18 protein-coding genes are annotated in these 21,815 nt (G+C 32.1%); 16 read left to right on the forward strand and 2 right to left on the reverse strand.

Features of this window, described 5'->3' with window-relative positions; genetic code table 11:
- The first annotated feature begins 4 nt into the window (after nt 1–4).
- The 10 genes from Z053_RS0103905 (at nt 5) to pdxH (ending at nt 10,052) form a co-directional block, all read left to right on the forward strand.
- The gene (locus Z053_RS0103905) at nt 5–922 is read left to right on the forward strand and encodes a PorP/SprF family type IX secretion system membrane protein (protein ID WP_025663728.1); all 918 of its coding nucleotides are present in this window, start codon (nt 5–7) and stop codon (nt 920–922) included.
- Nucleotides 923–3,010, forward strand: a complete 2,088-nt coding sequence (locus Z053_RS0103910) for an OmpA family protein (protein WP_025663729.1) — start codon at nt 923–925, stop codon at nt 3,008–3,010.
- 174 nt (nt 3,011–3,184) lie between these two features.
- Nucleotides 3,185–5,005 (forward strand): 30S ribosomal protein S1, encoded by a 1,821-nt coding sequence (rpsA, locus tag Z053_RS0103915; RefSeq protein ID WP_025663730.1) that lies wholly within the window; start codon nt 3,185–3,187, stop codon nt 5,003–5,005.
- 375 nt (nt 5,006–5,380) lie between these two features.
- Nucleotides 5,381–5,782 carry a hypothetical protein gene (locus tag Z053_RS0103920; RefSeq protein ID WP_025663731.1) on the forward strand — a complete coding sequence of 134 codons (402 nt, stop codon included), beginning with the start codon at nt 5,381–5,383 and terminating at the stop codon, nt 5,780–5,782.
- A 223-nt stretch (nt 5,783–6,005) separates the two neighbouring features.
- Nucleotides 6,006–6,545 (forward strand): bifunctional pyr operon transcriptional regulator/uracil phosphoribosyltransferase PyrR, encoded by a 540-nt coding sequence (gene pyrR / locus Z053_RS0103925; RefSeq protein WP_025663732.1) that lies wholly within the window; start codon nt 6,006–6,008, stop codon nt 6,543–6,545.
- A 46-nt stretch (nt 6,546–6,591) separates the two neighbouring features.
- Nucleotides 6,592–7,521, forward strand: coding sequence for an aspartate carbamoyltransferase catalytic subunit (locus Z053_RS0103930; protein WP_025663733.1), 930 nt, complete (start codon nt 6,592–6,594; stop codon nt 7,519–7,521).
- A 3-nt stretch (nt 7,522–7,524) separates the two neighbouring features.
- Nucleotides 7,525–7,857: a hypothetical protein gene (locus Z053_RS0103935; protein ID WP_025663734.1), complete on the forward strand. Its 333-nt coding sequence runs from the start codon at nt 7,525–7,527 to the stop codon at nt 7,855–7,857.
- A gap of 49 nt (nt 7,858–7,906) precedes the next feature.
- Nucleotides 7,907–8,365: a thioredoxin family protein gene (locus tag Z053_RS0103940; protein ID WP_025663735.1), complete on the forward strand. Its 459-nt coding sequence runs from the start codon at nt 7,907–7,909 to the stop codon at nt 8,363–8,365.
- Between the two features lie 62 nt (nt 8,366–8,427).
- Nucleotides 8,428–9,333 carry a ribonuclease Z gene (locus Z053_RS0103945; RefSeq protein WP_025663736.1) on the forward strand — a complete coding sequence of 302 codons (906 nt, stop codon included), beginning with the start codon at nt 8,428–8,430 and terminating at the stop codon, nt 9,331–9,333.
- 74 nt (nt 9,334–9,407) lie between these two features.
- Nucleotides 9,408–10,052, forward strand: coding sequence for a pyridoxamine 5'-phosphate oxidase (gene pdxH / locus Z053_RS0103950; protein ID WP_025663737.1), 645 nt, complete (start codon nt 9,408–9,410; stop codon nt 10,050–10,052).
- A gap of 6 nt (nt 10,053–10,058) precedes the next feature.
- On the opposite strand, the gene Z053_RS0103955 is transcribed toward pdxH, so the two are convergent.
- Nucleotides 10,059–12,260, reverse strand: coding sequence for an OmpA family protein (locus Z053_RS0103955; protein WP_025663738.1), 2,202 nt, complete (start codon nt 12,258–12,260; stop codon nt 10,059–10,061).
- A 387-nt stretch (nt 12,261–12,647) separates the two neighbouring features.
- On the opposite strand from Z053_RS0103955, the gene Z053_RS0103960 reads away from it, so the two are divergent.
- The 4 genes from Z053_RS0103960 to Z053_RS0103975 all read left to right on the forward strand — a co-directional run bounded on the left by Z053_RS0103960 (nt 12,648) and on the right by Z053_RS0103975 (nt 16,823).
- Complete coding sequence (locus Z053_RS0103960; protein ID WP_025663739.1) at nt 12,648–13,133, forward strand: SixA phosphatase family protein; 486 nt, start codon at nt 12,648–12,650, stop codon at nt 13,131–13,133.
- Complete coding sequence (gene ppk1 / locus Z053_RS0103965) at nt 13,133–15,238, forward strand: polyphosphate kinase 1 (RefSeq protein WP_035094920.1); 2,106 nt, start codon at nt 13,133–13,135, stop codon at nt 15,236–15,238. The genes Z053_RS0103960 and ppk1 overlap by 1 nt, the downstream gene beginning before the upstream one ends.
- 5 nt (nt 15,239–15,243) lie before the next feature.
- Nucleotides 15,244–16,143 carry a Ppx/GppA phosphatase family protein gene (locus tag Z053_RS0103970; protein ID WP_025663741.1) on the forward strand — a complete coding sequence of 300 codons (900 nt, stop codon included), beginning with the start codon at nt 15,244–15,246 and terminating at the stop codon, nt 16,141–16,143.
- A gap of 119 nt (nt 16,144–16,262) precedes the next feature.
- On the forward strand, nt 16,263–16,823 hold the full coding sequence (locus Z053_RS0103975; RefSeq protein ID WP_025663742.1) for a porin family protein: 561 nt from the start codon (nt 16,263–16,265) through the stop codon (nt 16,821–16,823).
- Nucleotides 16,824–16,839: 16 nt separating this feature from the next.
- On the opposite strand, the gene Z053_RS0103980 is transcribed toward Z053_RS0103975, so the two are convergent.
- Nucleotides 16,840–17,493 carry a Crp/Fnr family transcriptional regulator gene (locus tag Z053_RS0103980; RefSeq protein ID WP_025663743.1) on the reverse strand — a complete coding sequence of 218 codons (654 nt, stop codon included), beginning with the start codon at nt 17,491–17,493 and terminating at the stop codon, nt 16,840–16,842.
- A gap of 367 nt (nt 17,494–17,860) precedes the next feature.
- On the opposite strand from Z053_RS0103980, the gene Z053_RS31830 reads away from it, so the two are divergent.
- A complete protein-coding gene (locus Z053_RS31830; protein WP_025663744.1) occupies nt 17,861–20,881 on the forward strand; it encodes an amino acid adenylation domain-containing protein in 3,021 nt (1,006 codons plus the stop codon).
- Between the two features lie 128 nt (nt 20,882–21,009).
- Nucleotides 21,010–21,801, forward strand: a complete 792-nt coding sequence (locus Z053_RS0103990) for an enoyl-CoA hydratase (RefSeq protein ID WP_025663745.1) — start codon at nt 21,010–21,012, stop codon at nt 21,799–21,801.
- Nucleotides 21,802–21,815: the final 14 nt, after the last annotated feature.

The raw sequence follows: 21,815 nt of genomic DNA on the forward strand, positions 1-21,815 counted from the left end.
ACCAATGAAATTGAAGTTAGTTTTTATAATGTCAATAATTTTCTGCTCGATGGTCTATGCCCAGCAGGAGCCACAATATTCTCAATATATGTATAATATGAGTACGGTTAATCCCGCATATGCTACAGGTCAAAGTGGTCTGATTTCGACCGGGTTATTATACAGAAGACAATGGACAGGGATTGAAGGAGCCCCTCAAACAGCCAATATATTTGCTAATATTCCTATGAGTGAAAAAATTGAGCTAAGTGTAAATTACGTAAATGATAGGATAGGAGACGCTATCCCAGTTAATAATGATTATATAAACGTTGATTTTGCGTATATCACAAAGATTTCTGATCAAACTCGATTATCATACGGATTGAAAGCAGGTATTAATAATTTTAAAATTGATCCTTCTGGTTCTGATGTCGCTAACGATCCTGCATTTGCAGATAATACATCAACCACACAATTAAATATTGGAGCTGGTTTGTATTTGTTTACTAATAATTTTTATGCAGGTATATCTTCCCCTAATTTACTTCCTAGTGATATTGATATCGATGGTATTGGTGTTGCGCAAACAAAGACACATATATATGGAATTGCTGGCTATGTTTTTGACTTTGTTGATGAAGTGAAATTAAAACCTTCGATGGTTATTAAGCAGGTTTTAGATTCTCCTTTAACCTTTGATCTTTCACTAAACTCTTTGATTTATGATAAGTTCGAATTAGGAATATCTTATAGGTATACAGACTCTTTTATTGCTTTGGCAGGCTTTAATATTACAAAAAACCTAAAAGTTGGATATTCTTATGATTTTAGTGTTAGTGACTTAAGCGGTTATAATAATGGAAGTCATGAAATTGTAATACTGTTTAATTTTGACCTTCTTAAGTTTAGTAATAAATATTCCTCTCCAAGATTTTTCTAGATGATAAAAGCTAAGATATTATTGATACTAACTATACTGATTACTCAGTTTACCTTTTCCCAACAAAAAAGCAGAGCAGATCGTTTTTTTGAAAAAGGAGATTATATAAACGCAGCACTGCAATACGAAGAAGAGTTAAATCAGGAAGGATATACCAAACATATCCTTAAAAATATTACTACCTCATATTATAATACTTTTCAATTTAGGCAAGCGTATCGATATTTAAAGGTATTAACTTCTGGTAAATTTTATGATAAGGATAAAACATATGATAATCAGTATAACTTTATGATGTATCAGGTGTTGTCTGCTTTAGGAGAATATGAAAAATCTGTAGAATATCTCTCTTTGTATAAATCAAATAATACCATAAGAGATTTTAGCGCCTCTGATGCGATTTCTACAATAGAAGATTTTAAATTGAAAGATGACGATTATACTATAGCAAGTGCTATTTTTAATTCTGAAGCCTCAGAGTTTGGAGCTATTAGGAGAGATAGTATTCTTTATTTTACTACCGATAGACGTCCTTATGGTCCTTTGGACAAGAATTATAGATGGACACATCGACCATTTTTGGATATTTATAAAGTGAGAGTAGACAAGGATAATAAACCTGTTTCCGAAATTGAAATGATTTCCAAAAAAATTAATTCAAAACTTCATGAAGGTAATTTTTGTTTTACCGCAGACGGAAATACAATCTACCTATCTAAAAGTAATTCTGAAAAAGGAAAAAAGAAATTTGATAGTATTAATAATAATGCTATTCATTTATATAAGGCTACTAAAGTTGATGGTAAATGGGGTGAGCCAGAGAAATTAGAATTTAATAATGTAAACTATTCTATTGAGCACCCATCATTAAGTGCAGTGGGGGATACATTGTATTTTAGCTCTAATATGCCTGGAGGATATGGAGATTTTGATATTTATTTTGTTGCTGTAAATCAGGATGGTACGTATGGCGAGCCAACTAATTTAGGGCCAACAATTAATACCGAGAATCGAGAACAGTTTCCGTTTATTTCAGAAAAAGGAAATCTATTCTTTTCTTCAAATGGGCATTTAGGATTAGGTATGATGGACATATTTGTTTCAGAATTAAGAAGAGGAGAATTTATAAAACCTATTAACCTGGGAGCGCCAATTAATTCTAGCTACGATGATTTTTCTATAACTTATTACAATGAAACAGATGGTTTCTTTGCTTCAAATCGAAAAAAAGCAGGAGATGATATTTATACTTTTTCTCAAATTGGAGATATTTTCCCACGAGAGTATAGAGCACGTTTTGAAGTTCGGGATTATGCAACCGATAATTATATAGCCAATCCAGATGTTGTCTTGTATAATAATGATAATATAAAGGTATATGAGGGGCAATTAGATTCTATTGCAGCTTTTGATATTAAGATATTTCCTGGGAGATATAACTTTAAAGCTTCTGCAAATAAATATAAAACGAGGACGAAGCCGCTGGTGGTTAAAGAGAAAGAAGAAGAGACCTACATCATTTATTTAGATAGAGCAAAAGATGCTGTTGTAACAGATGAGAGCGATGATAAAAATAGGACACAGATCAACGATAGTACTAATATTAGTGAGCGTACCCGAATCAGTGAATCTAATACAGAACGTAGGAAAGAAGAAATTACCAAAACCAGGCTAAGAGAAATTCTTCTTGCAGATAAAGATGGCCCTCCGGTTATCGAAAGGAATGGAAAACTATATTTTGATATGCCTCCAATTTATTTTGATTATGATAAATGGAATATACGGGCTGATTCTAAAAAAGTACTGGATAAACTTGCAGTAAAGTTAGAGCGATATAAAACCGTTTATATTAATATAAGTTCTCATACCGATAGTAGAGGTACAGAATCATATAATCAGATATTATCAGCCAAAAGAGCAGAATCTACTCGTAATTATCTAGCTTTGGTGGGATATGTAAATGCAAGAAGAATGCAGTTTGTTGGGTTTGGAGAATCTCAACCTTTAATCGACTGTGATAGTAAGGTGTGTACAGAAGAAGATCATCAAACCAATCGAAGAAGTGAATTCGAAATTGTTAGGTATTAGTAATTTGCTGAAACGCATTATAATCTTTTGTTTTCTAATAAATTTAATTGTACTTTTGCACTCCTTTTTAACGGATAAGAGAATTAAAAAGGACATAGTGTAAATTTAATTAATACTTCTGTATAATTTTCGTCTTGATTCTCAATAATATACAGGATACAAATTTTATCTTCAATGTCTGAAGAAACAAAAAACACAGACGTTCAGGAAGTAGAGAAGAAAGCAGTAGCTGAAACTCCGCAACAAGCAAACCCTGAACAATTCCTAAAAGATTTTAATTGGCATAACTACGAAGAAGGGATAGATCCTATCGCTGATTCGAAACTTGAAGAATTTGAAAAGTTAGTTGCCGAGAATTTTGTAGATACCCTAAATGATGAGGTAGTAGATGGAACAGTAATTAACATCACAGATCGTGATGCTATTATTGATATCAATGCCAAAAGTGAAGGTGTTATCTCATTAAACGAATTTCGTTATAACCCAGATCTTAAAGTAGGAGACAAGGTAGAGGTTTTAATTGATGTGCGTGAAGATGCAACAGGTCAATTAATTTTATCTCACCGTAAAGCTCGTGTAATTAAAGCATGGGATAGAGTAAATGGTGCTCATGATACAGGTGAAATCGTAAATGGTTTTGTAAAATGTAGAACCAAAGGTGGTATGATCGTAGATGTATTTGGTATCGAAGCATTCTTACCAGGTTCTCAGATCGATGTGAAGCCAATTCGTGATTATGATGCGTATGTAGGAAAAACAATGGAATTTAAAGTGGTAAAAATAAACCACGAATTCAAAAACGTTGTTGTATCGCATAAAGCACTTATCGAAGCAGATATCGAAGAGCAGAAAAAAGAAATTATTGGTCAATTAGAAAAAGGTCAAGTATTAGAAGGTACTGTTAAGAATGTTACTTCTTACGGTGTATTTGTTGATCTTGGAGGAGTTGATGGATTAGTTCATATTACAGATCTTTCTTGGTCTAGAATCAATCATCCAAATGAGATCGTTGAACTTGATCAGAAGTTGAATGTAGTTATCTTAGACTTTGATGAGGCTAAGACTCGTATTCAATTAGGTCTTAAACAATTAAAACCACACCCATGGGAAGCTCTTGATAAAGAACTTAAAGTAGGTGATAAGGTTAAAGGTAAAGTTGTTGTAATTGCTGATTACGGTGCTTTTATTGAAGTTGAAGAAGGAGTAGAAGGATTAATTCACGTTTCAGAAATGTCTTGGTCTACACATTTACGTTCTGCACAAGATTTCGTAAAAGTAGGTGATCAGGTAGAAGCAGTAATTCTTACCTTAGATAGAGAAGAGCGTAAAATGTCTCTTGGTATCAAGCAATTAACTCCAGATCCATGGACAGATATTACGACTAAATATCCTGTTGGATCTAAGCATAATGGTATCGTTCGTAACTTCACTAATTTTGGTGTATTCGTAGAATTAGAAGAAGGTATCGATGGTTTAATTTATATCTCAGATCTTTCATGGACTAAGAAAATTAAGCACCCATCAGACTTTACTAATGTAGGTGATAAACTTGATGTAATTGTTCTTGAGCTTGATGTAGAAGGACGTAAGTTAAGTCTTGGTCATAAGCAAACAGAAGATAATCCTTGGGATAAATATGAAGGAGAATTTGCTTTAGGAACTAAGCATACTGCAACCATCGGTGAAATTGTAGACAAAGGTGCTACTATAGATTTCAACGAAGATGTTGTTGCTTTTGTACCTTCTCGTCATCTTGAAAAAGAAGATGGAAGCAAGCTTAAGAAAGGTGATGAGGCAGAGTTCCAAATTATTGAATTCAATAAAGAATTCAAGAGAGTGGTTGCTTCTCATACAGCTTTATTCAAAGAAGAAGAAGCTAAAATCGTTAAACAAGCTGCGAAGAAAGCTGCTACAGGTTCAGCAGAAAAAACAACGCTTGGAGATATCGATGCATTAGCAGATCTTAAAGCTAAGATGGAAAAAGGAGGGAACTAGTTTCTCAACACTTTTTAATATAACAAAGGCCGTTCGTAAGAACGGCCTTTTGTTTTTTAGAATACACTGTATTCAGGGTTGTTGTGACTCCTGCCTATTTTGAGTTTACTCTATGTAAAATTACAGCTCTACTTTCTTTAAATATGCTGTGATCGTAATTATACATGGGGTTTTGATATATATCGCAAAAAGAAATAACACGGTTATTGAATCATAATATAATGATATTACTATATGATAATGTATTGGTGTGGTTGAATTATGATGTTTTTATATCCCTGAAAAACGGGACGACATTTTCACTATTAGTGGTATAGTACTAAGGATGAAGCTTCCTGATATTTGCATTGTAAAAAATCATAAACGTTTTTTAAAATGAAAAATATAAACAGGGTAATCATATTTACATTAAATTTTTTAATAATCATTCAGGCAAATGCCAAAGAAACAAATAGGTTGGCAGTTGTAGCAAATGATAAAGCGATTATAACATCTGTAAAAAAGAATACAGATACTGAACCAAAAAGTAAAAAAACAAAAAAAGCAGTTGAGAATAAAAGTTTTCATTCTATCAAAAAATGGAAAATAACAATAGAATATACAGATGGTGGTATTATGTCTAAAACTATTGTGGTACAAGAAAGCTCAGATTTAAGTGCTTTGGAAACAGCATTTTTAGAAGCTGAAAAATACATGGAAACTATTGAGAATATAAAGAATTATGAAGTTTCTCCGGTATCCAAAAACTCGTTTGTATTATTAGCAGGGGGAATATAGTGTAAAGGATTATTTGATGAAGGCGTAATACGACAATTACGCCTTTTTTTATAGCTAATTCTATTGAATTCACCTCTTTTATAGATACTACGAATTTAGAACGACTAATTCACATTAATGTGTTTTCTGCAAAGTAGATTTTCTATAGTATGTTATTTAGAAATTGAATTGTATTGTTCTAAAATTTCACTACTTTTGTATTCCAGATATCCATTTGGAGATTATGAGTCAAAAATTACTACTTAGTGCGAAAGAGATTGATATAATTCTGCACCGTTTGGCTTGTCAATTAATTGAAAATCACACGCATTTTAGAGATACTGTTTTAATTGGTATTCAGCCAAGAGGAGCTTTTTTAGCCGATCGTATTAAGAAAATTTTGGTTGATGACTATATGGTAACAGATGTCAAATTAGGTTACCTTGATATTACATTTTATCGAGATGATTTTAGGAGAGGAGAAAAAATTCTTGAGGCTAATAAAACTCATATAGATTTTGTAGTAGAAGATAAGCGAATTGTATTTATTGATGATGTGCTGTATACTGGGAGAAGTATTAGAGCAGCTTTAACAGCTGTGCAATCCTTTGGAAGACCACAGGAAATCGAACTACTAACATTAATTGATAGGCGTTTTAGTAGACATTTACCTATACAGCCTAATTATAGAGGTCGCCAGGTAGATGCTATAAATCAAGAAAAAGTAAAAGTAGATTGGATAGAAAATGATGGCAAAGATGCCGTGTATTTAATAGAAAATTAAGATCTCTAAATAAGATTGTTTTATTTAAAATTATAAATTAAGACGAATGAGCGAATTAAGTGTACATCACTTATTGGGAATAAAATATCTAAATAAAGAAGATATTGATTTAATCTTTGAGACTGCTGATCACTTTAAAGAAGTTATTAATCGGCCAATTAAAAAAGTTCCTTCGCTTAGAGACATAACGATTGCGAATCTTTTCTTTGAAAATAGTACAAGAACAAGATTATCTTTCGAATTAGCAGAAAAAAGACTTTCTGCAGATGTAATTAATTTTTCTGCAGCATCTTCTTCTGTAAAGAAAGGAGAAACACTCATTGATACCGTTAATAATATTCTTTCTATGAAAGTAGATATGGTAGTCATGAGGCATCCTAATCCGGGAGCCGGGGTTTTTCTTTCTAAACATGTTGATGCAAGTATTGTTAATGCAGGGGATGGTGCTCATGAGCATCCTACACAAGCTTTATTAGACTCCTATTCTATACGTGAACGATTAGGAGAGGTAGGAGGAAAGAAGGTTGTGATCGTAGGAGATATTTTGCACTCTAGAGTTGCACTTTCTAATATCTTTGCTTTAAAATTACAAGGAGCCGAAGTAAAAGTTTGTGGCCCCAAAACTCTGATTCCTAAATATATCGAGAAATTAGGAGTTGAGGTCGAAACAGATCTAAGAAAAGCACTAGAGTGGTGCGATGTAGCCAATATGTTGCGTGTACAAAATGAAAGAATGGAGATTAGTTATTTTCCATCAACACGAGAATATACCCAACAATTTGGAGTAAATAAAAAGTTATTGGATAGTCTGAATAAGGAAATTGTAATCATGCACCCAGGACCAATCAATCGTGGAGTAGAAATCACGAGTGATGTTGCTGATTCTAACCAAGCCATAATATTGGATCAGGTACAGAATGGAGTTGCAGTGCGAATGGCTGTAATATATCTTTTAGCTTCAAAAATTAAACGATAATTTATGATTTTTAATAAAGAAGGTTCTACTACTATAATCACACAAGAAAAAACTACAATTATTGAATTTGTTAATGGTCTTGAAGACAAGTATGCTTCCCTGGAAAATGATAACATAATTGTTAACTTGTTTTCATTAGAACAAATCTCTGTAGATGATGTTAATGAATTTTTAAGGATTTCTAATAAGCATAAAGCCGCTAAACATTCATTCGTGATTGTTACAAATAAGATATCCTATGATGAAGTCTTACATGAAATAACAATTGTTCCTACACTACAAGAAGCGTATGATTTGGTAGAGATGGAAGAAATAGAAAGAGATTTGGGTTTTTAAAAAACTCAACTTTTTGTAATTATTTATGTTGCTTTTCGTCTGATAGGTTATGAACAGATTAGCCCCAATTGTAAGTATACTCTTTTTTGTGTTTTTTGGTCATGATGTTATTGCTCAGGACTGGAAATATGATTTTGATGAAGCAAAGTCATTAGCAAAAGAAAAAGATCAAAATATTGTATTGTTTTTTACCGGATCAGATTGGTGCCCACCCTGTATTAAATTAGAAAGAAATATTTTTTCTAATCAGGAGTTTATAGAATTTGCTGATCAAAAATTTATTTGGGTAAAGGCAGATTTTCCTAAGCGGAAAAAAAATAAACTTTCTTTGACTCAACAAAAGAAAAATGAGGTACTTGCTCAAAAATATAACAGAAAATGGGTTTTTCCTGTTATTCTAGTTTTGGATAAGGAAGGAAAAGTATTAGGAGTAACAGGGTATAGAAGAAATCTTGATGCCAAAGGATATATATCATTATTAACATCGTTTGATTCTTTTGGTCGTTAAATTGATTTATAAATAAGATTAGATTATATTCACAACCTGTTTAATAAATAGGAAAAATAATTTTGAAACTTACGATTTTAGGTTGCTATTCTGCAACTCCCCGAACATTTACAAATCCTACTTCTCAGGTCTTAGAAATAAACAACCATATCTTTTTAATTGATTGTGGTGAAGGTACTCAAGTAGAATTACGACGAAATAAAATCAAGTTTTCAAGAATCAAACATATTTTTATTTCACATCTTCATGGAGACCACTTTTTCGGACTAATTGGATTAGTATCTACTTTTAGATTGCTTGGTAGGGATGCACCATTACATATTCATGGTCCTAAGGGAATAAAAGAAGTTATTACATTACAATTAAAACTTTCTAATTCGTGGACAGATTACCCGTTATACTTTCATGAACTTACCAATACAGAATCAGAAATTGTTTTCGAAGATGAAAAAGTAATAGTACATACAATACCTTTGCAACATAGAGTATATTGTAATGGGTTTTTATTTCAGGAAAAACCAGGAGATCGAACCTTGTTAATAGACAAGGTATCTGATTATGGTATTGATAAGGCATATTATCGTGCTATAAAAAAAGGAAAAGATGTTGTTTTAGACAATGGCACTGTGATTTCTAATGAAGAGCTAACCGACCCTCCTAAACCCGTTAAGAGCTACGCATTTTGTAGTGATACTAAATATAACGAAGAGAAAATTCCTTTAATCAAAGACGTTACAGTATTGTATCACGAATCTACTTTTTTAGAAAGTCATAAACATTTGTGTGCAAAAACTGGTCATAGTTCGGCCATTGAAGCAGCTACTATTGCCAAAAAAGCAAATGTTGGATCCTTGATTTTGGGCCATTATTCTACCAGGTATGAAAACATTGAACTTTTTAGGGAAGAAGCAAAAACTGTTTTTGATGATGTAGAAATAGCTGATGATGGTAAAGTGTTTGAGTATTGATATGGTAAAAATTATCTACTTATTATTGTTTTCTATATTTTAAAAATAGGTAAATTGCATAATAATTTGAGATAATGAATAGAGATCTAACAGCGTACAGAAAGTCATATGAAAAAAGTTTTTTAGAGGAAGAAAATCTTCCAGATTCTCCTTTTAATCTTTTTTCTGAATGGTTTGCAGAGGTAGAAGAGGCTGGCGGAGTTGATGAGGCTAATGCAATGACAATAACTACCACAGGATTAGACGGATTTCCAAAAGCAAGAATAGTATTGTTAAAACATTTTGACGAAGACGGTTTTGTGTTTTATACTAATTATTCTTCAGAAAAAGGTAAAGCTATAGCTGCTAATAATAAAGTATGCATTTCCTTTTTTTGGCCTAATTTAGAACGACAGGTTATTATTAAAGGCACAGCACAAAAAATAGAAGAACAAGAGAGTACTCGTTATTTTTTATCTCGCCCAAGAGGGAGTCAATTAGGAGCTTTGGCATCTGATCAAAGCGAGGTGATTAAATCAAGAGAAGCATTAGAAAAACGATTACAATCTTTAGAAAAGGAATATAAAGATACCGATATACCTAAGCCTAAATTTTGGGGAGGGTATTGTATAGCACCTATTGAGTTCGAATTTTGGCAAGGTAGAGCTAATCGATTGCATGATCGAATTCGTTATACTAATCAAAAAAAGAATTGGCAGATAGAAAGATTGTCTCCGTGAAAAAGATTACATAATTACAAAACTAGAACGTCTGTTCTTTTGGTATTGGTCTTCAGAACAGTCTTCTCCATCTTTACAGTTATTAACAGGTCTGGTTTCTCCAAATCCAACATAAGAGAGAATTCTGTTTTTAGATATATTTTTACTTATCAGATAATTATAAATAGATTCTGCTCTTTTTTGAGAAAGCGTTAGGTTATAATTTTCTTCACCACGACTATCAGAATGTGTTTCTATTTTGATTACCATATTTGGGTAGTCATTATTCATAATATCTACCACTTTATCAAGTTCAATTTCTGCTTTTTTGGTGATATCCCATTTATCAAAATCAAAATAAATTTCATTCAAATTTATCAGATCATTTATGGTTTTGGTTAATTTTAAATCTGATTTTAAAGGTGAATCGGGTGTGCCACTAGACTGTACAATATCTCCCGATGCAATACCTCCACTTTTGGTGTTATTAGATTTGGTTACCTCATCCATCTCTCCTGGTATTACTGCAGCAAATTGACTATTCATTTTCTTTTTAGGAATAGAAACAAGACGGCTGGCATTAGGACAGTTTAATTCGCTAATATCTATAGCTAACTTAAATTGATAGAAATCAGGTAGTTCACAAGAGTTGATATGATTATACCCTTTAGAATATTTTACGGTTTCATTTAGCGTTCCATTAAACTCGGCCATCACTGGTTGATCCACTACAAGAATATCATCAATTGTATTAATTGATTCACATTCGGTGTCTACAATCACATTATAACTAATTTTAAATGGTTCACTATCTGTTTTTACCATTTTATTAGGTACTATAAAGTTTAATGTTCGAGATGCTTTATCATATTTTACCTTTATTCTTTTAGAGGGTAAAATCATAGTTTTTTCAGAAAAGACTACATTTTTTGGTAAAACATCTTTTATGATAGTATTTTTTGCATCATCATTACCATCATTATATATGGTAAGATTATACGTTATTTCTTGTTTTGGAGCTAAAACATCATTTGGGTGAATATATTGATTATTAGCAGTATATTTTGATCTTTTTACAATATGAATTGCAGGTTCGTATATTTCTACACTAAATGCAACTGCCATGACAGAATACCCATCATTATTGGTTGATAATCTAAATTTAGCTTCTGTTTGATTGTTGCCTATAATACTATTTCTTACATTTTTTATATCAAATAAATCGGCATCATATCCCAATGTGTTTTGGCTGGCAGGGACTCTGGTTTTTACATTTTTTCCATTTTCGGTGATATTGGCATTAAAGAAGTTGTTCATAGGATTAATACCATCTGCAAGACTTTTATATCTGTTAGTTTCATTAGACATTACCTGGAAACGATCTCCTATAATTCCTTTGTCTCCTTCATAAGCAATTACACCTATTTTCCCGTGAACTGCTCCATTAGGAATAGTTTGAAAATTGTTAAAAGAAAAAGCTACAGGTTTTGCTTTTGAGTCAATATTTACAAACCCATCATATACATAAAATCTTTTTCTTGGTTTGGTGTCATCCTCATAAATTACAACCATTGTCCACCCACCGGCAAGGCCATTACCTAAAGTTTCATCATCATTTATCGCACTAGTAGTAGCAGGGATGTTAGCAACAGTATATGTTCCTAATGGGTTTTCTAATTCTAAAATATCTGCAGTGATATCTTTATAGCAAGAATATTGTTTGAACAAAGATTCGCTATCATTATAGTAATCATGAATTATTTGTCCATTACTAATGGTCGAATAAGATTGTTGTCCTGGATATTTTATTTTTATAGAAGTAATATCATGTTGTCTGCTATCATCTGCATAAGCAGCTGTCCAATATAAACCAACATGTTTAATAGCATTACAGTTAGAATCAATATCCAAATCTGCACTACTAGAATTAAAAGTAGTTGGATCATTATCAATATCGATAAAGCCCATCTTAAACAGGTTATTTAATCCACCATCATTGTAGCTTTCATTAGGATCAAATACATCAGTTCCATCATCATTACTAACTTTACCCAGAACAGTATTAGATACAAACTTGAAATCCCCCTTAAGTGTTAATTCTGTACGCTTCTTAAGAGGCACCTCTACTTGCCCATATGCAATTGTAGAACCAATACTGCATATGAAAATAAGTAGGAACATATTTTGAAACCATTTAAGATTTCTTTTTATAGTAATCACTTTTTCCACCTTTCTTGTTTTTTATTACCCTACTGATATTATGATAAATTTGTGCTCATAATGTTTGGGGGGAAACACTCTGATTTAAGGGAAAACCGTATGTAAATTTATATTTTAACATTTAATTTTATACGAAAAAAAACATGTTTTCGATGTAAATACCATTTTTATCGATTAAAATCAAATGTTTATTATGTTCATTTTCATTATTTTAGCTCTTTTGTCTGTTATTTTTATATTAATTATTTGATAAGTAAAACAGCTAAATATGAAAACCAATCTTAGCTATAATTACATAAAAATTGATTTTTTATATTCTTATATTTAAGATTTGTAAAAACGAATCCTTAAACTTGTATTAAATAACTTCATTTTTGCTAAAATAGTATCAGATTCATGAAAACTTTATATATAATAAGACACGCAAAATCTTCTTGGGAATTTGATGTATCGGATGATAAAAGACCACTTAATGATAGAGGAGTAAGAGATGCCGGATTGGTTGGTGAGCAATTGAAAACACTGGTAGGACCGATTGATAAAGTTTTATGTAGCCCAGCTAAAAGGGCATATAGTACTGCAAAAATTATTGTAAGTCATTTAGATATTCCTGAAAACATATTTTCTTTAGAACCAAAACTTTATGATTTTGAGGGAACCCAGGTTATTGATGTAATAAAAAATTGTCATAATGATATTAATACTTTAATGATATTCGGACATAATCATGCTTTTACTTCGATCGCTAATCTTTATGGAGATCAACATATAGATAATCTACCGACTGCTGGAGTAGTTGCTATAGAATTTGAAGTGGATATGTGGCAAAATATTTCTGTAGGAAAAAACTTATTAACAATTTTTCCTAAATCTTTGAGATAATGACAGAAAATATTAAAAATCAATATGTTAATAGAGAATTAGGTTGGCTTCAGTTTAATGCGAGAGTATTACAAGAAGCTGCAGATGATACAGTTCCACTGTTAGAAAGATTACGTTTTATAGGGATATTTTCTAATAATTTGGATGAGTTTTTTAAAGTGAGGTATGCTACCATTAAACGAATAGACCTGGCAGGAAAGGATGGAAAAAATGTACTTAAGGGTACCACGGCAAACGAACTACTAGAAAAGATTACAAATATAGTTATCAAGCAACAGGCAGAAAGCCTTAAAACCATTGATAATATTAAAATTGAACTTGAAAATCATAATATTTTTATTATTGATGAAAATCAGGTTACACCAGATCAAGATGCCTTTATCCGTAACTATTTTGTAAGTAAAGTTAGCCCAGCTTTAGTTACTTATATACTAAATGATCTAGAAAAATTTCCTCATTTAAAAGATAGTGTAGCGTACTTGGCAGTAAAACTGGTACTAAAAGATAAAGTCCCTAAAGAAGGACGAATCTCCAAAATATTACAACAAACCACCAAAGAAAAAATATATGCACTAATCGAGATACCAAAAAATACAGATCGATTTGTTGTACTTCCAGAAAAGGATGGAAAACAATTCATTATCATTTTAGATGATTTGATCAGGTATTGTATGCATATTAACTTTAGTATTTTTGATTATGTTAGAGCGTCAGCTCATATGATTAAAATAACCCGGGACGCTCAGTTGGATTTTGATAATGATTTAAGTAAAAGTTTTATTCAAAAAATATCAAGTAGTGTACGATCTCGTCGTGACGGAGAACCAGTTCGATTTGTATATGATAAAACTATCGAAAGAGATACCCTTGATTTTTTAATGGAAAAAATGGGAGTTGATAATACAGATAGTATTATTCCTGGAGGAAGATACCATAATCGCAGAGATTATATGAATTTTCCAGATTTGGGAGCTATTAACTTGGTATACCAACCAATTAAACCTTTAGCTATACCCGGTCTTGTTTTGCAAGGAAGCTTATTAGATAAGATTGCCAAAAAAGATTTTCTGCAATACACACCTTATCACACGTTCTCATATACCGTAAAATTTTTACGAGAATCTGCAATTGATCCAAAAGTAAAAAGTATTAAAATTACGATATACAGATTGGCAAATATATCTCATATTGCCAGTTCTCTTATAAATGCTGCCAAAAATGGTAAAAATGTTACTGTGCAAATAGAATTACAAGCTCGTTTCGACGAAGCTGCAAATATTCGTTATGCAGAGCAAATGCAAAGAGAAGGTATACATTTGATTTTTGGAGTTACCGGGCTTAAAGTACATTGTAAAGCATGTGTAATCGAACGAGAAGAAAAAGGAAAACTTAAACGATATGGTTTTATAAGTACAGGAAATTTTAATGAATCTACAGCAAAAATCTATACCGATTATACTTTGTTTACAACCAATGAATCTATTCTGAAGGAAACCAATAGAGTATTTAAATTTTTTGAAATAAATTATAAAATAAACCGCTATAAACATTTATTGGTGTCCCCACATTACACAAGATCTTCTCTGGTAAAACTAATAGAAAAAGAAATTAGAAATGTAAAAGAAGGTAAACCTGCAGGAATTAAACTAAAATTAAATAGCCTGAGTGATTATGATATGATAGATAAACTATATGAAGCAAGTAGAGCAGGAGTGAAAATAGACTTAATTATTAGAGGTATTTGTTGTTTGATACCTGGTATTCCGGGAATGAGTGAAAATATACGAGCAATAAGTGTAATAGATAAGTTTTTAGAGCACACGCGATTATACATATTTCAAAACGGAGGAGAGCCAAAAGTATATATATCATCGGCAGATTGGATGACACGTAACTTAGATAGAAGAGTAGAAATTTCTTGTCCCATCTATGATGAGGATATCAAATTAGAATTAATGGATACTTTTGATATTTGCTGGAACGATAATGTTAAAGCCAGAAGGCTTTCTAAAGAGCAAGATAATGTGTACATTAAAAACGACAATGAGAAAGTAAGATCACAAAAAGCCACATACGACTATTATTTAAAAAAACTAGGAAATTAATTATTTTGTTAACTATAGAAAAATATGGAGCCATAGATATAGGTTCCAATGCAGTACGATTATTAATAAGTAGTATTCATGAAGAGAAAGGAAAAACTACTAGATTTAAAAAAACAAGCCTGGTTAGAGTACCCATACGATTAGGAGAAGATGTTTTTAAATCCGGACGGGTTTCTCATGAAAATATTACTAGAATGATAGACGCTATGCAGGCGTATCAGCTATTAATGAAAACGCATAAAGTGATTAGATATAAAGCTTGTGCAACATCTGCTATGCGAGAAGCTGAGAATGGAGAAGAAGTAGCTCACCTTATAAAAGAGAAAACAGGTATTCAAATAGATATTATAGATGGTAAAGATGAAGCCGCTATAATTGCAATGACCGATTTACACGAGTTGATAAATACAGATGCCACATATCTATATGTAGATGTTGGAGGTGGTAGTACAGAGTTTACATTATACCATAATGGAAATACTGTTAAATCCAGATCTTTTAAATTAGGAACAGTAAGACTTCTTAATAATCTGGTTTCTGATGAAGTATGGAAAAATGTAGAAGATTGGATTAAGGAAAGTATTATAGGCTATCGTAAAGTTTCTTTAATTGGATCTGGAGGAAACATTAATAATATTTTTAAGAATAGTGGTAAAAGAATGGGTAAACCACTATCTTTTTTATACCTAAGTTCATATTATAAATTGCTTAATTCTTTAACCTATGAAGAAAGAATTTGGCAACTTAATTTAAATCAAGATAGAGCAGATGTGATTATTCCAGCTACTCGAATATATCTTTCGGCAATGAAATGGAGTGGTTCTAGAGAAATCTTTGTTCCAAAAATTGGTCTATCAGACGGGATTATAAAATCATTATATAATGAAAAACTAAATAATCGTTGAAATTCATAAGTAATACGTTTTATCGATTTTTAGAGAGTAATAATCTGTGTGGAGCTCTAAAATGTTAATGAAAATCCATTATTTTGTACTAAATTGAACCGTAACCTAATATTTATACTATGAAAAAAACAGTACTATTCGCTGTGGTTTTATTAATGTTTGTTGTTTTAAAATCTCAAGCTCAAGAGATTGCATATGGAATAAGACTTGGAGCTAACCTTAGTTCTATTAGTTCTGATGATATTCCCGAAAACCTTAAAGATAGCAGATTTGGTATAGTAGCAGGGTTCTTAGCAGAAATTCCTATTAACCAAAAATGGAGTGCTCAACCAGAGTTTCAATATTCTTCTTTAGGTAATGATGACGAATCCCTAAGAGTAGACTATCTTCAATTACCAATAGTGCTTAAATATAATTTTTCTGAATTGTTTAATGTGCATGTTGGCCCTCAAGTAGGGCTTAAAATATGGGAATGGGAAGATAATTCGGCAGGAGAAACCAATTTTAACACATTTAACTTATCTGCAGTTGCAGGTGTTGGAGTACGTATTACAGAGAATTTCTTTGCTGATTTACGATATGGTTTTGGGGTCTCTAATATTATAGATGATGAAGATATTCCTGGAGGAGCAAAAGGAAGTAATAGGAATATTCAACTCTCTTTTGGTTATAAGTTATAATAATAGGGTAAAAATATTATACATTATATTGCTTATAGTTATCAAAGAAAGACTTCTTTATGATAATACTTTTGTTGCTATATTCTAACAAAAGGTTACTATTAAATTTATTAATGATTTTATTGGCTGTTACTCTAGAAACCCTAATGTAATTAGACAACTCATTTTGATTAAGAGGAGAGTTTATAATAATTTTTTCAGAATTGTAAGGACTCCCAAATTTTTCTTTAAATTCAAAGAGCACTTTTATCAACCGTAATTCTGCAGATTGAATCTGAAGTGTTTTTATTCTGTTTTCATATTCCTGATATTCCTTACCTAGTATTGACAAAAAATCTTTATAAAGATTAGGGTTTTTTTTTATCGTTTTTTGTATGATGTTTTTATCAAATTCATACACTTTTGTTTCTTCACTAAGAGATTCATATATACAATATGAACAAAAGTCTATAAAAATAGAGCTTGCTCCAAAAACTTGATTTTTTGTCAATATAATAAGAACTACCTCCGCTCCGTGGTCAGTGAAACAACCAATTTTCATAACTCCATTCTTAATAAGATAGATCTTCTTAGAGCATGCCCCAGTACTTTTTATAATCTCATTTTGATAATAAATGTTACACTTGTATTGATTGTTTTTTACTAGAATGTTTAATAATTCAAAGCACATAATAGGGGTTATTTTTAGAAATTGAATTATTTACTGACTTTCATTAAATAAATGTTAAAAAATCGAATTGTTAACAGATAATTAAGTTTTTTATTGTGACTTAAACACATTCTTTTTACGCTAAAAATGTAATATCATACTAATCATAACTAAAATAAAAATGATTAAGTGTTAGAATTTTTATATCAATAATTTCTATGCGTTTCTAATTTCGATGCAACAAATATTAACTCTTAATTTGCACAAACTCATGAAGCGCACAAACTCAACGTGTAGAGGTATATACGACCTCTATAAAAATAATATTCCCAGAAGTCGATATCAGATAATTTCATTTAGTAGATTAAATTAGAAAGGTATTTTTATTATGGAAACTACAGTTTCTCATGCTACTTCTGAAGCAGAAGTACGTGACACTTTTGGGCATATACCCTTAGTACCGGGCGATACTTTTATAAAATCTACAATAGCGAATTTATCATTATCAGATCAATATCTTTTTCAAAGATTTGGTCAAGGACCAATAACCAGAGTTCCGTATAGATGCATACATCATGCATTTGAGGCTCATGCCAAGGTAAATCCTAACGCTATTGCTGCTAGTTATTTAGGTGAGGTAATCACTTATAAAGAATTAGACCATCAGGCAAATTTACTGGCTTTAGAACTCATAAAAAATGGAGTTCAAAAAGGTGATAATGTTGGGTTATTTGTTCAACGATCAATACCAATGTTAGTAGGGATATTGGCCATCTTAAAAGCAGGAGGTGCTTATGTTCCTCAGCATATCGGACTAGCCAAAGATGAGCAATTAAGGTATGTTGTCAAGTCGGCAAGTATAAAATTAGTACTCACTTTATCAGAGTTTAAAGATTTAGTACCCGCAATAAACGATAATAAACTTATTGTAATAGATGATTTTTTAAAATCAAATACAAATAGTAATAAGGAAATTATACTACCAAGTGTACCTGTCACCGAAAATGATATTTGCTATATAATTTTTACATCAGGAACAACTGGAGATCCTAATGGAGTCCAGGTTAGCCATGGAAATACGTGTAATATACTCCTTACGTCACCGGGTAATTTAGGAATGAGACCTGGATTAAAAGTAGGACAAATTTTAAGCATTGCTTTTGATATGTCTGTTTGGGAAATTCTGGGGAGTTTGGCAAACGGAGCTACCTTAGTTATACGCGGAAAAAATATTCAAGAAACAGTAAGTGAGGTAGATGTAGTGATTTCTACACCAACGATTCTTAGTTCTTTAGATGTTACTCGTTGCCAGAATGTTCGCGTAGCTATAGTTGCAGGTGAGCCTTGTCCTAGGATTTTAGCAGAAAAATGGTCTTCGTTTTGTGCTTTTCATAACTCTTGCGGACCTACCGAAACTACAATTATCAATACCGTAAAGCGGTTTTTTCCAACAGATGAATTACTTACCATAGGAAAACCTACACCAAATAATACAGTATATGTTTTAGACGAAAACTTGAAACCCTGTAGCATAGGCGAACCTGGTGAAATGTGGGCAGGAGGTCTTTGTGTAACTCACGGATATATCAATAATCAAGAGTTAACAAATGAAAGATATGTAGATGACCCATTTCTGGGTCAAGGTAAAAAAATGTTCAGAACACGAGATTTGGGAAGATGGACTTTAGATGGTGAATTAGAACATTTGGGAAGAACCGATGATCAGGTAAAGATATGCGGGTTTAGAGTAGAATTGGATTCTGTATCCTCTATTATAGAGAAAATGCCAGAAAGTAAAAGAGCAGCTACTTTAAAAATAGATAATAGAACTTTAATATCCTTTGTAAGCCCAGAGGATATTGACCAGGAAAAAGTTAAAAAACAGGTAGAAGAAGTACTCCCATACTACTGTGTTCCTGCAATAGTGGTCGCTATGCCGGAACTTCCAATGACAGACCGTGGTAAAATAGATAAAACGAAATTAATGAATCTGATCCCTCTTAAACAAGAACAGGAAGAAAAAACAACCTCCTCAATAACAGGTCAAAAACCTGTAGAAAATGATGAAATTCCTAATTTAGAAATGGTACAGTTACCTCCTCAAAAAAAATCTTTTAGTAGGATATGGAAAGGAGAAAAACTAATGCACTACTATCGTTTATTTGCACTGCTTTTAATAGCAAATATAGGAATAATGATCTATGGGGCAACAGAGGGTAATTGGTGGTCTCAGCAAGAAATGCGCTTGGATATTATCTCTAAAATCACATTGATTAACTTTACAATAGGGATCCTTATTAGACAACAATATATTATTAATTTCTTGTTTTGGGTTGCGACTAGTATTCCTACAAGTTGGCCTTTGTCGATAAGAAGAAGAGCAGGGAAAATATATCATTTTGGAGGAATTCATATCGGTGGGACAATAAGTGGAACCCTTTGGTTTATAGTGTTTATGGGATCCTTATATTATGATTTTTTTAATCCTCAAAATGAAACTTCTAAGGACATTACATTGTTATGGGTAACTACAATGCTTACAGGGATTTTAGTTTTTATGATTATTATGGCTTTGCCAAAATTAAGAGCAAAATTTCATAATAGTTTTGAAAAAACGCATCGATTTGGTGGATGGACAGCACTAATATTATTTTGGGTACAAACAATGCTTATATTAAGCAAGAATGGTTCAGAGCAACCTTTTTTAGAAAACGTATTCGATTCTTTTAGTTTTTGGGCATTAACAGTAATAACGATTAGTATTGTATTACCATGGTTAAGACTAAAAAAAGTAGAAGTCGATATTACAAGACCATCAAATCATGTTATTCTGGCAAGATTCAATTATGGAGAAACTCCTTTTGCCGGCTCCTCTACGGCGATTAGTAGAGATCCCTTAATGGAGTGGCATTCTTTTGCAAATGTACCAGAGCCAGGCAGAGATGGATTTCGACTAACTATCTCGAGAGCAGGAGACTGGACAGGTGAGCTTATTGATGATATGCCAAAATACTTATGGGTTAAGGGAATTACTACCGCAGGAGTAGGAAATGTTGATAAGTTATTTAAAAAGGTCATTTGGGTAGCAACAGGTAGCGGTATTGGCCCATGTTTACCACATCTTTTTTCTAGAGAAACTCCCGCTCGTTTAATATGGGCAACGCGAAATCCAAGAAAAACATATGGAGATGAATTGGTAGAAGAAATTCTCGAATCACAACCAGAAGCTATCATATGGGATACAGATGCACATGGAAAACCCGATATGGTGAAGCTTGCATACAAAGCATATAAAGATTTTGATGCAGAAGCAGTAATATGTATTTCTAATAAAAAACTTACCTGGAAAGTAGTCTACGGAATGGAAAGTAGAGGGATACCAGCATATGGCGCAATTTGGGATTCTTAAACTTAAATATGTACTAACACAAACTCAACTTTTTTATACAACAACACATAGCTGAAACCAGCAATTTTAATAAAGACATCTTTAAAAAATGAATAGTCTTTAGGAGATGCTATGTAAAAATTAAAACTATGAATATAAAAATCGAACAAAGAAAACGGGTAGTGATTATAACCTTAAATCGCCCAAAAGCATTAAATGCACTAAATAGTGAATTAATGCAAGAAATGGTTTCTGTTATGCAGAAACTAGATAAGGACCCAAGTGTAGGGTGTTTTGTAATCACAGGATCTAAAAAAGCGTTTGCGGCAGGAGCAGACATAAAAGAAATGGAAAATAAATCCTATATGGATATGTTTCATGAAAATTATTTTGCTGCTTGGGAAGCTTTTACAGCGATTAGAACACCTAAAATTGCTGCCGTATCAGGGTATGCTTTAGGTGGAGGATGCGAATTAGCTATGATGTGTGACATTATTTATGCATCGAATACAGCAAAATTTGGTCAACCAGAAATAAAACTGGGAGTGATCCCAGGTATCGGCGGAACCCAACGCTTAACAAAAATGGTAGGAAAAACAAAGGCTATGGATTTGATTCTTACCGGACGTTTAATGAATGCAGAAGAAGCAGAACGATCAGGATTGGTATCTCGTATAATACCAGTAGAAACCTTATTAGAAGAATCTGTAGAAGCTGCAGCAGTTATTGCTTCTTATAGTAAAACAACAGCTATGGTTGCAAGAGAAGCTATAGATAGAGCTATGGAGTTAAGTCTTCGCGAGGGAGTGCTATATGAAAGAAGAGCCTTTCATGCATTATTCGCTACAGAACACCAAAAAGAAGGTATGCAGGCTTTTGTAGAAAAACGAAAAGCTAACTTTTCTATACCTAATCAAAAACAAATCATTCAAGCTCACTAATCATTAAACACATA

Source organism: Aquimarina megaterium XH134 (genome assembly GCF_000520975.1).
Classification (GTDB): domain Bacteria; phylum Bacteroidota; class Bacteroidia; order Flavobacteriales; family Flavobacteriaceae; genus Aquimarina; species Aquimarina megaterium.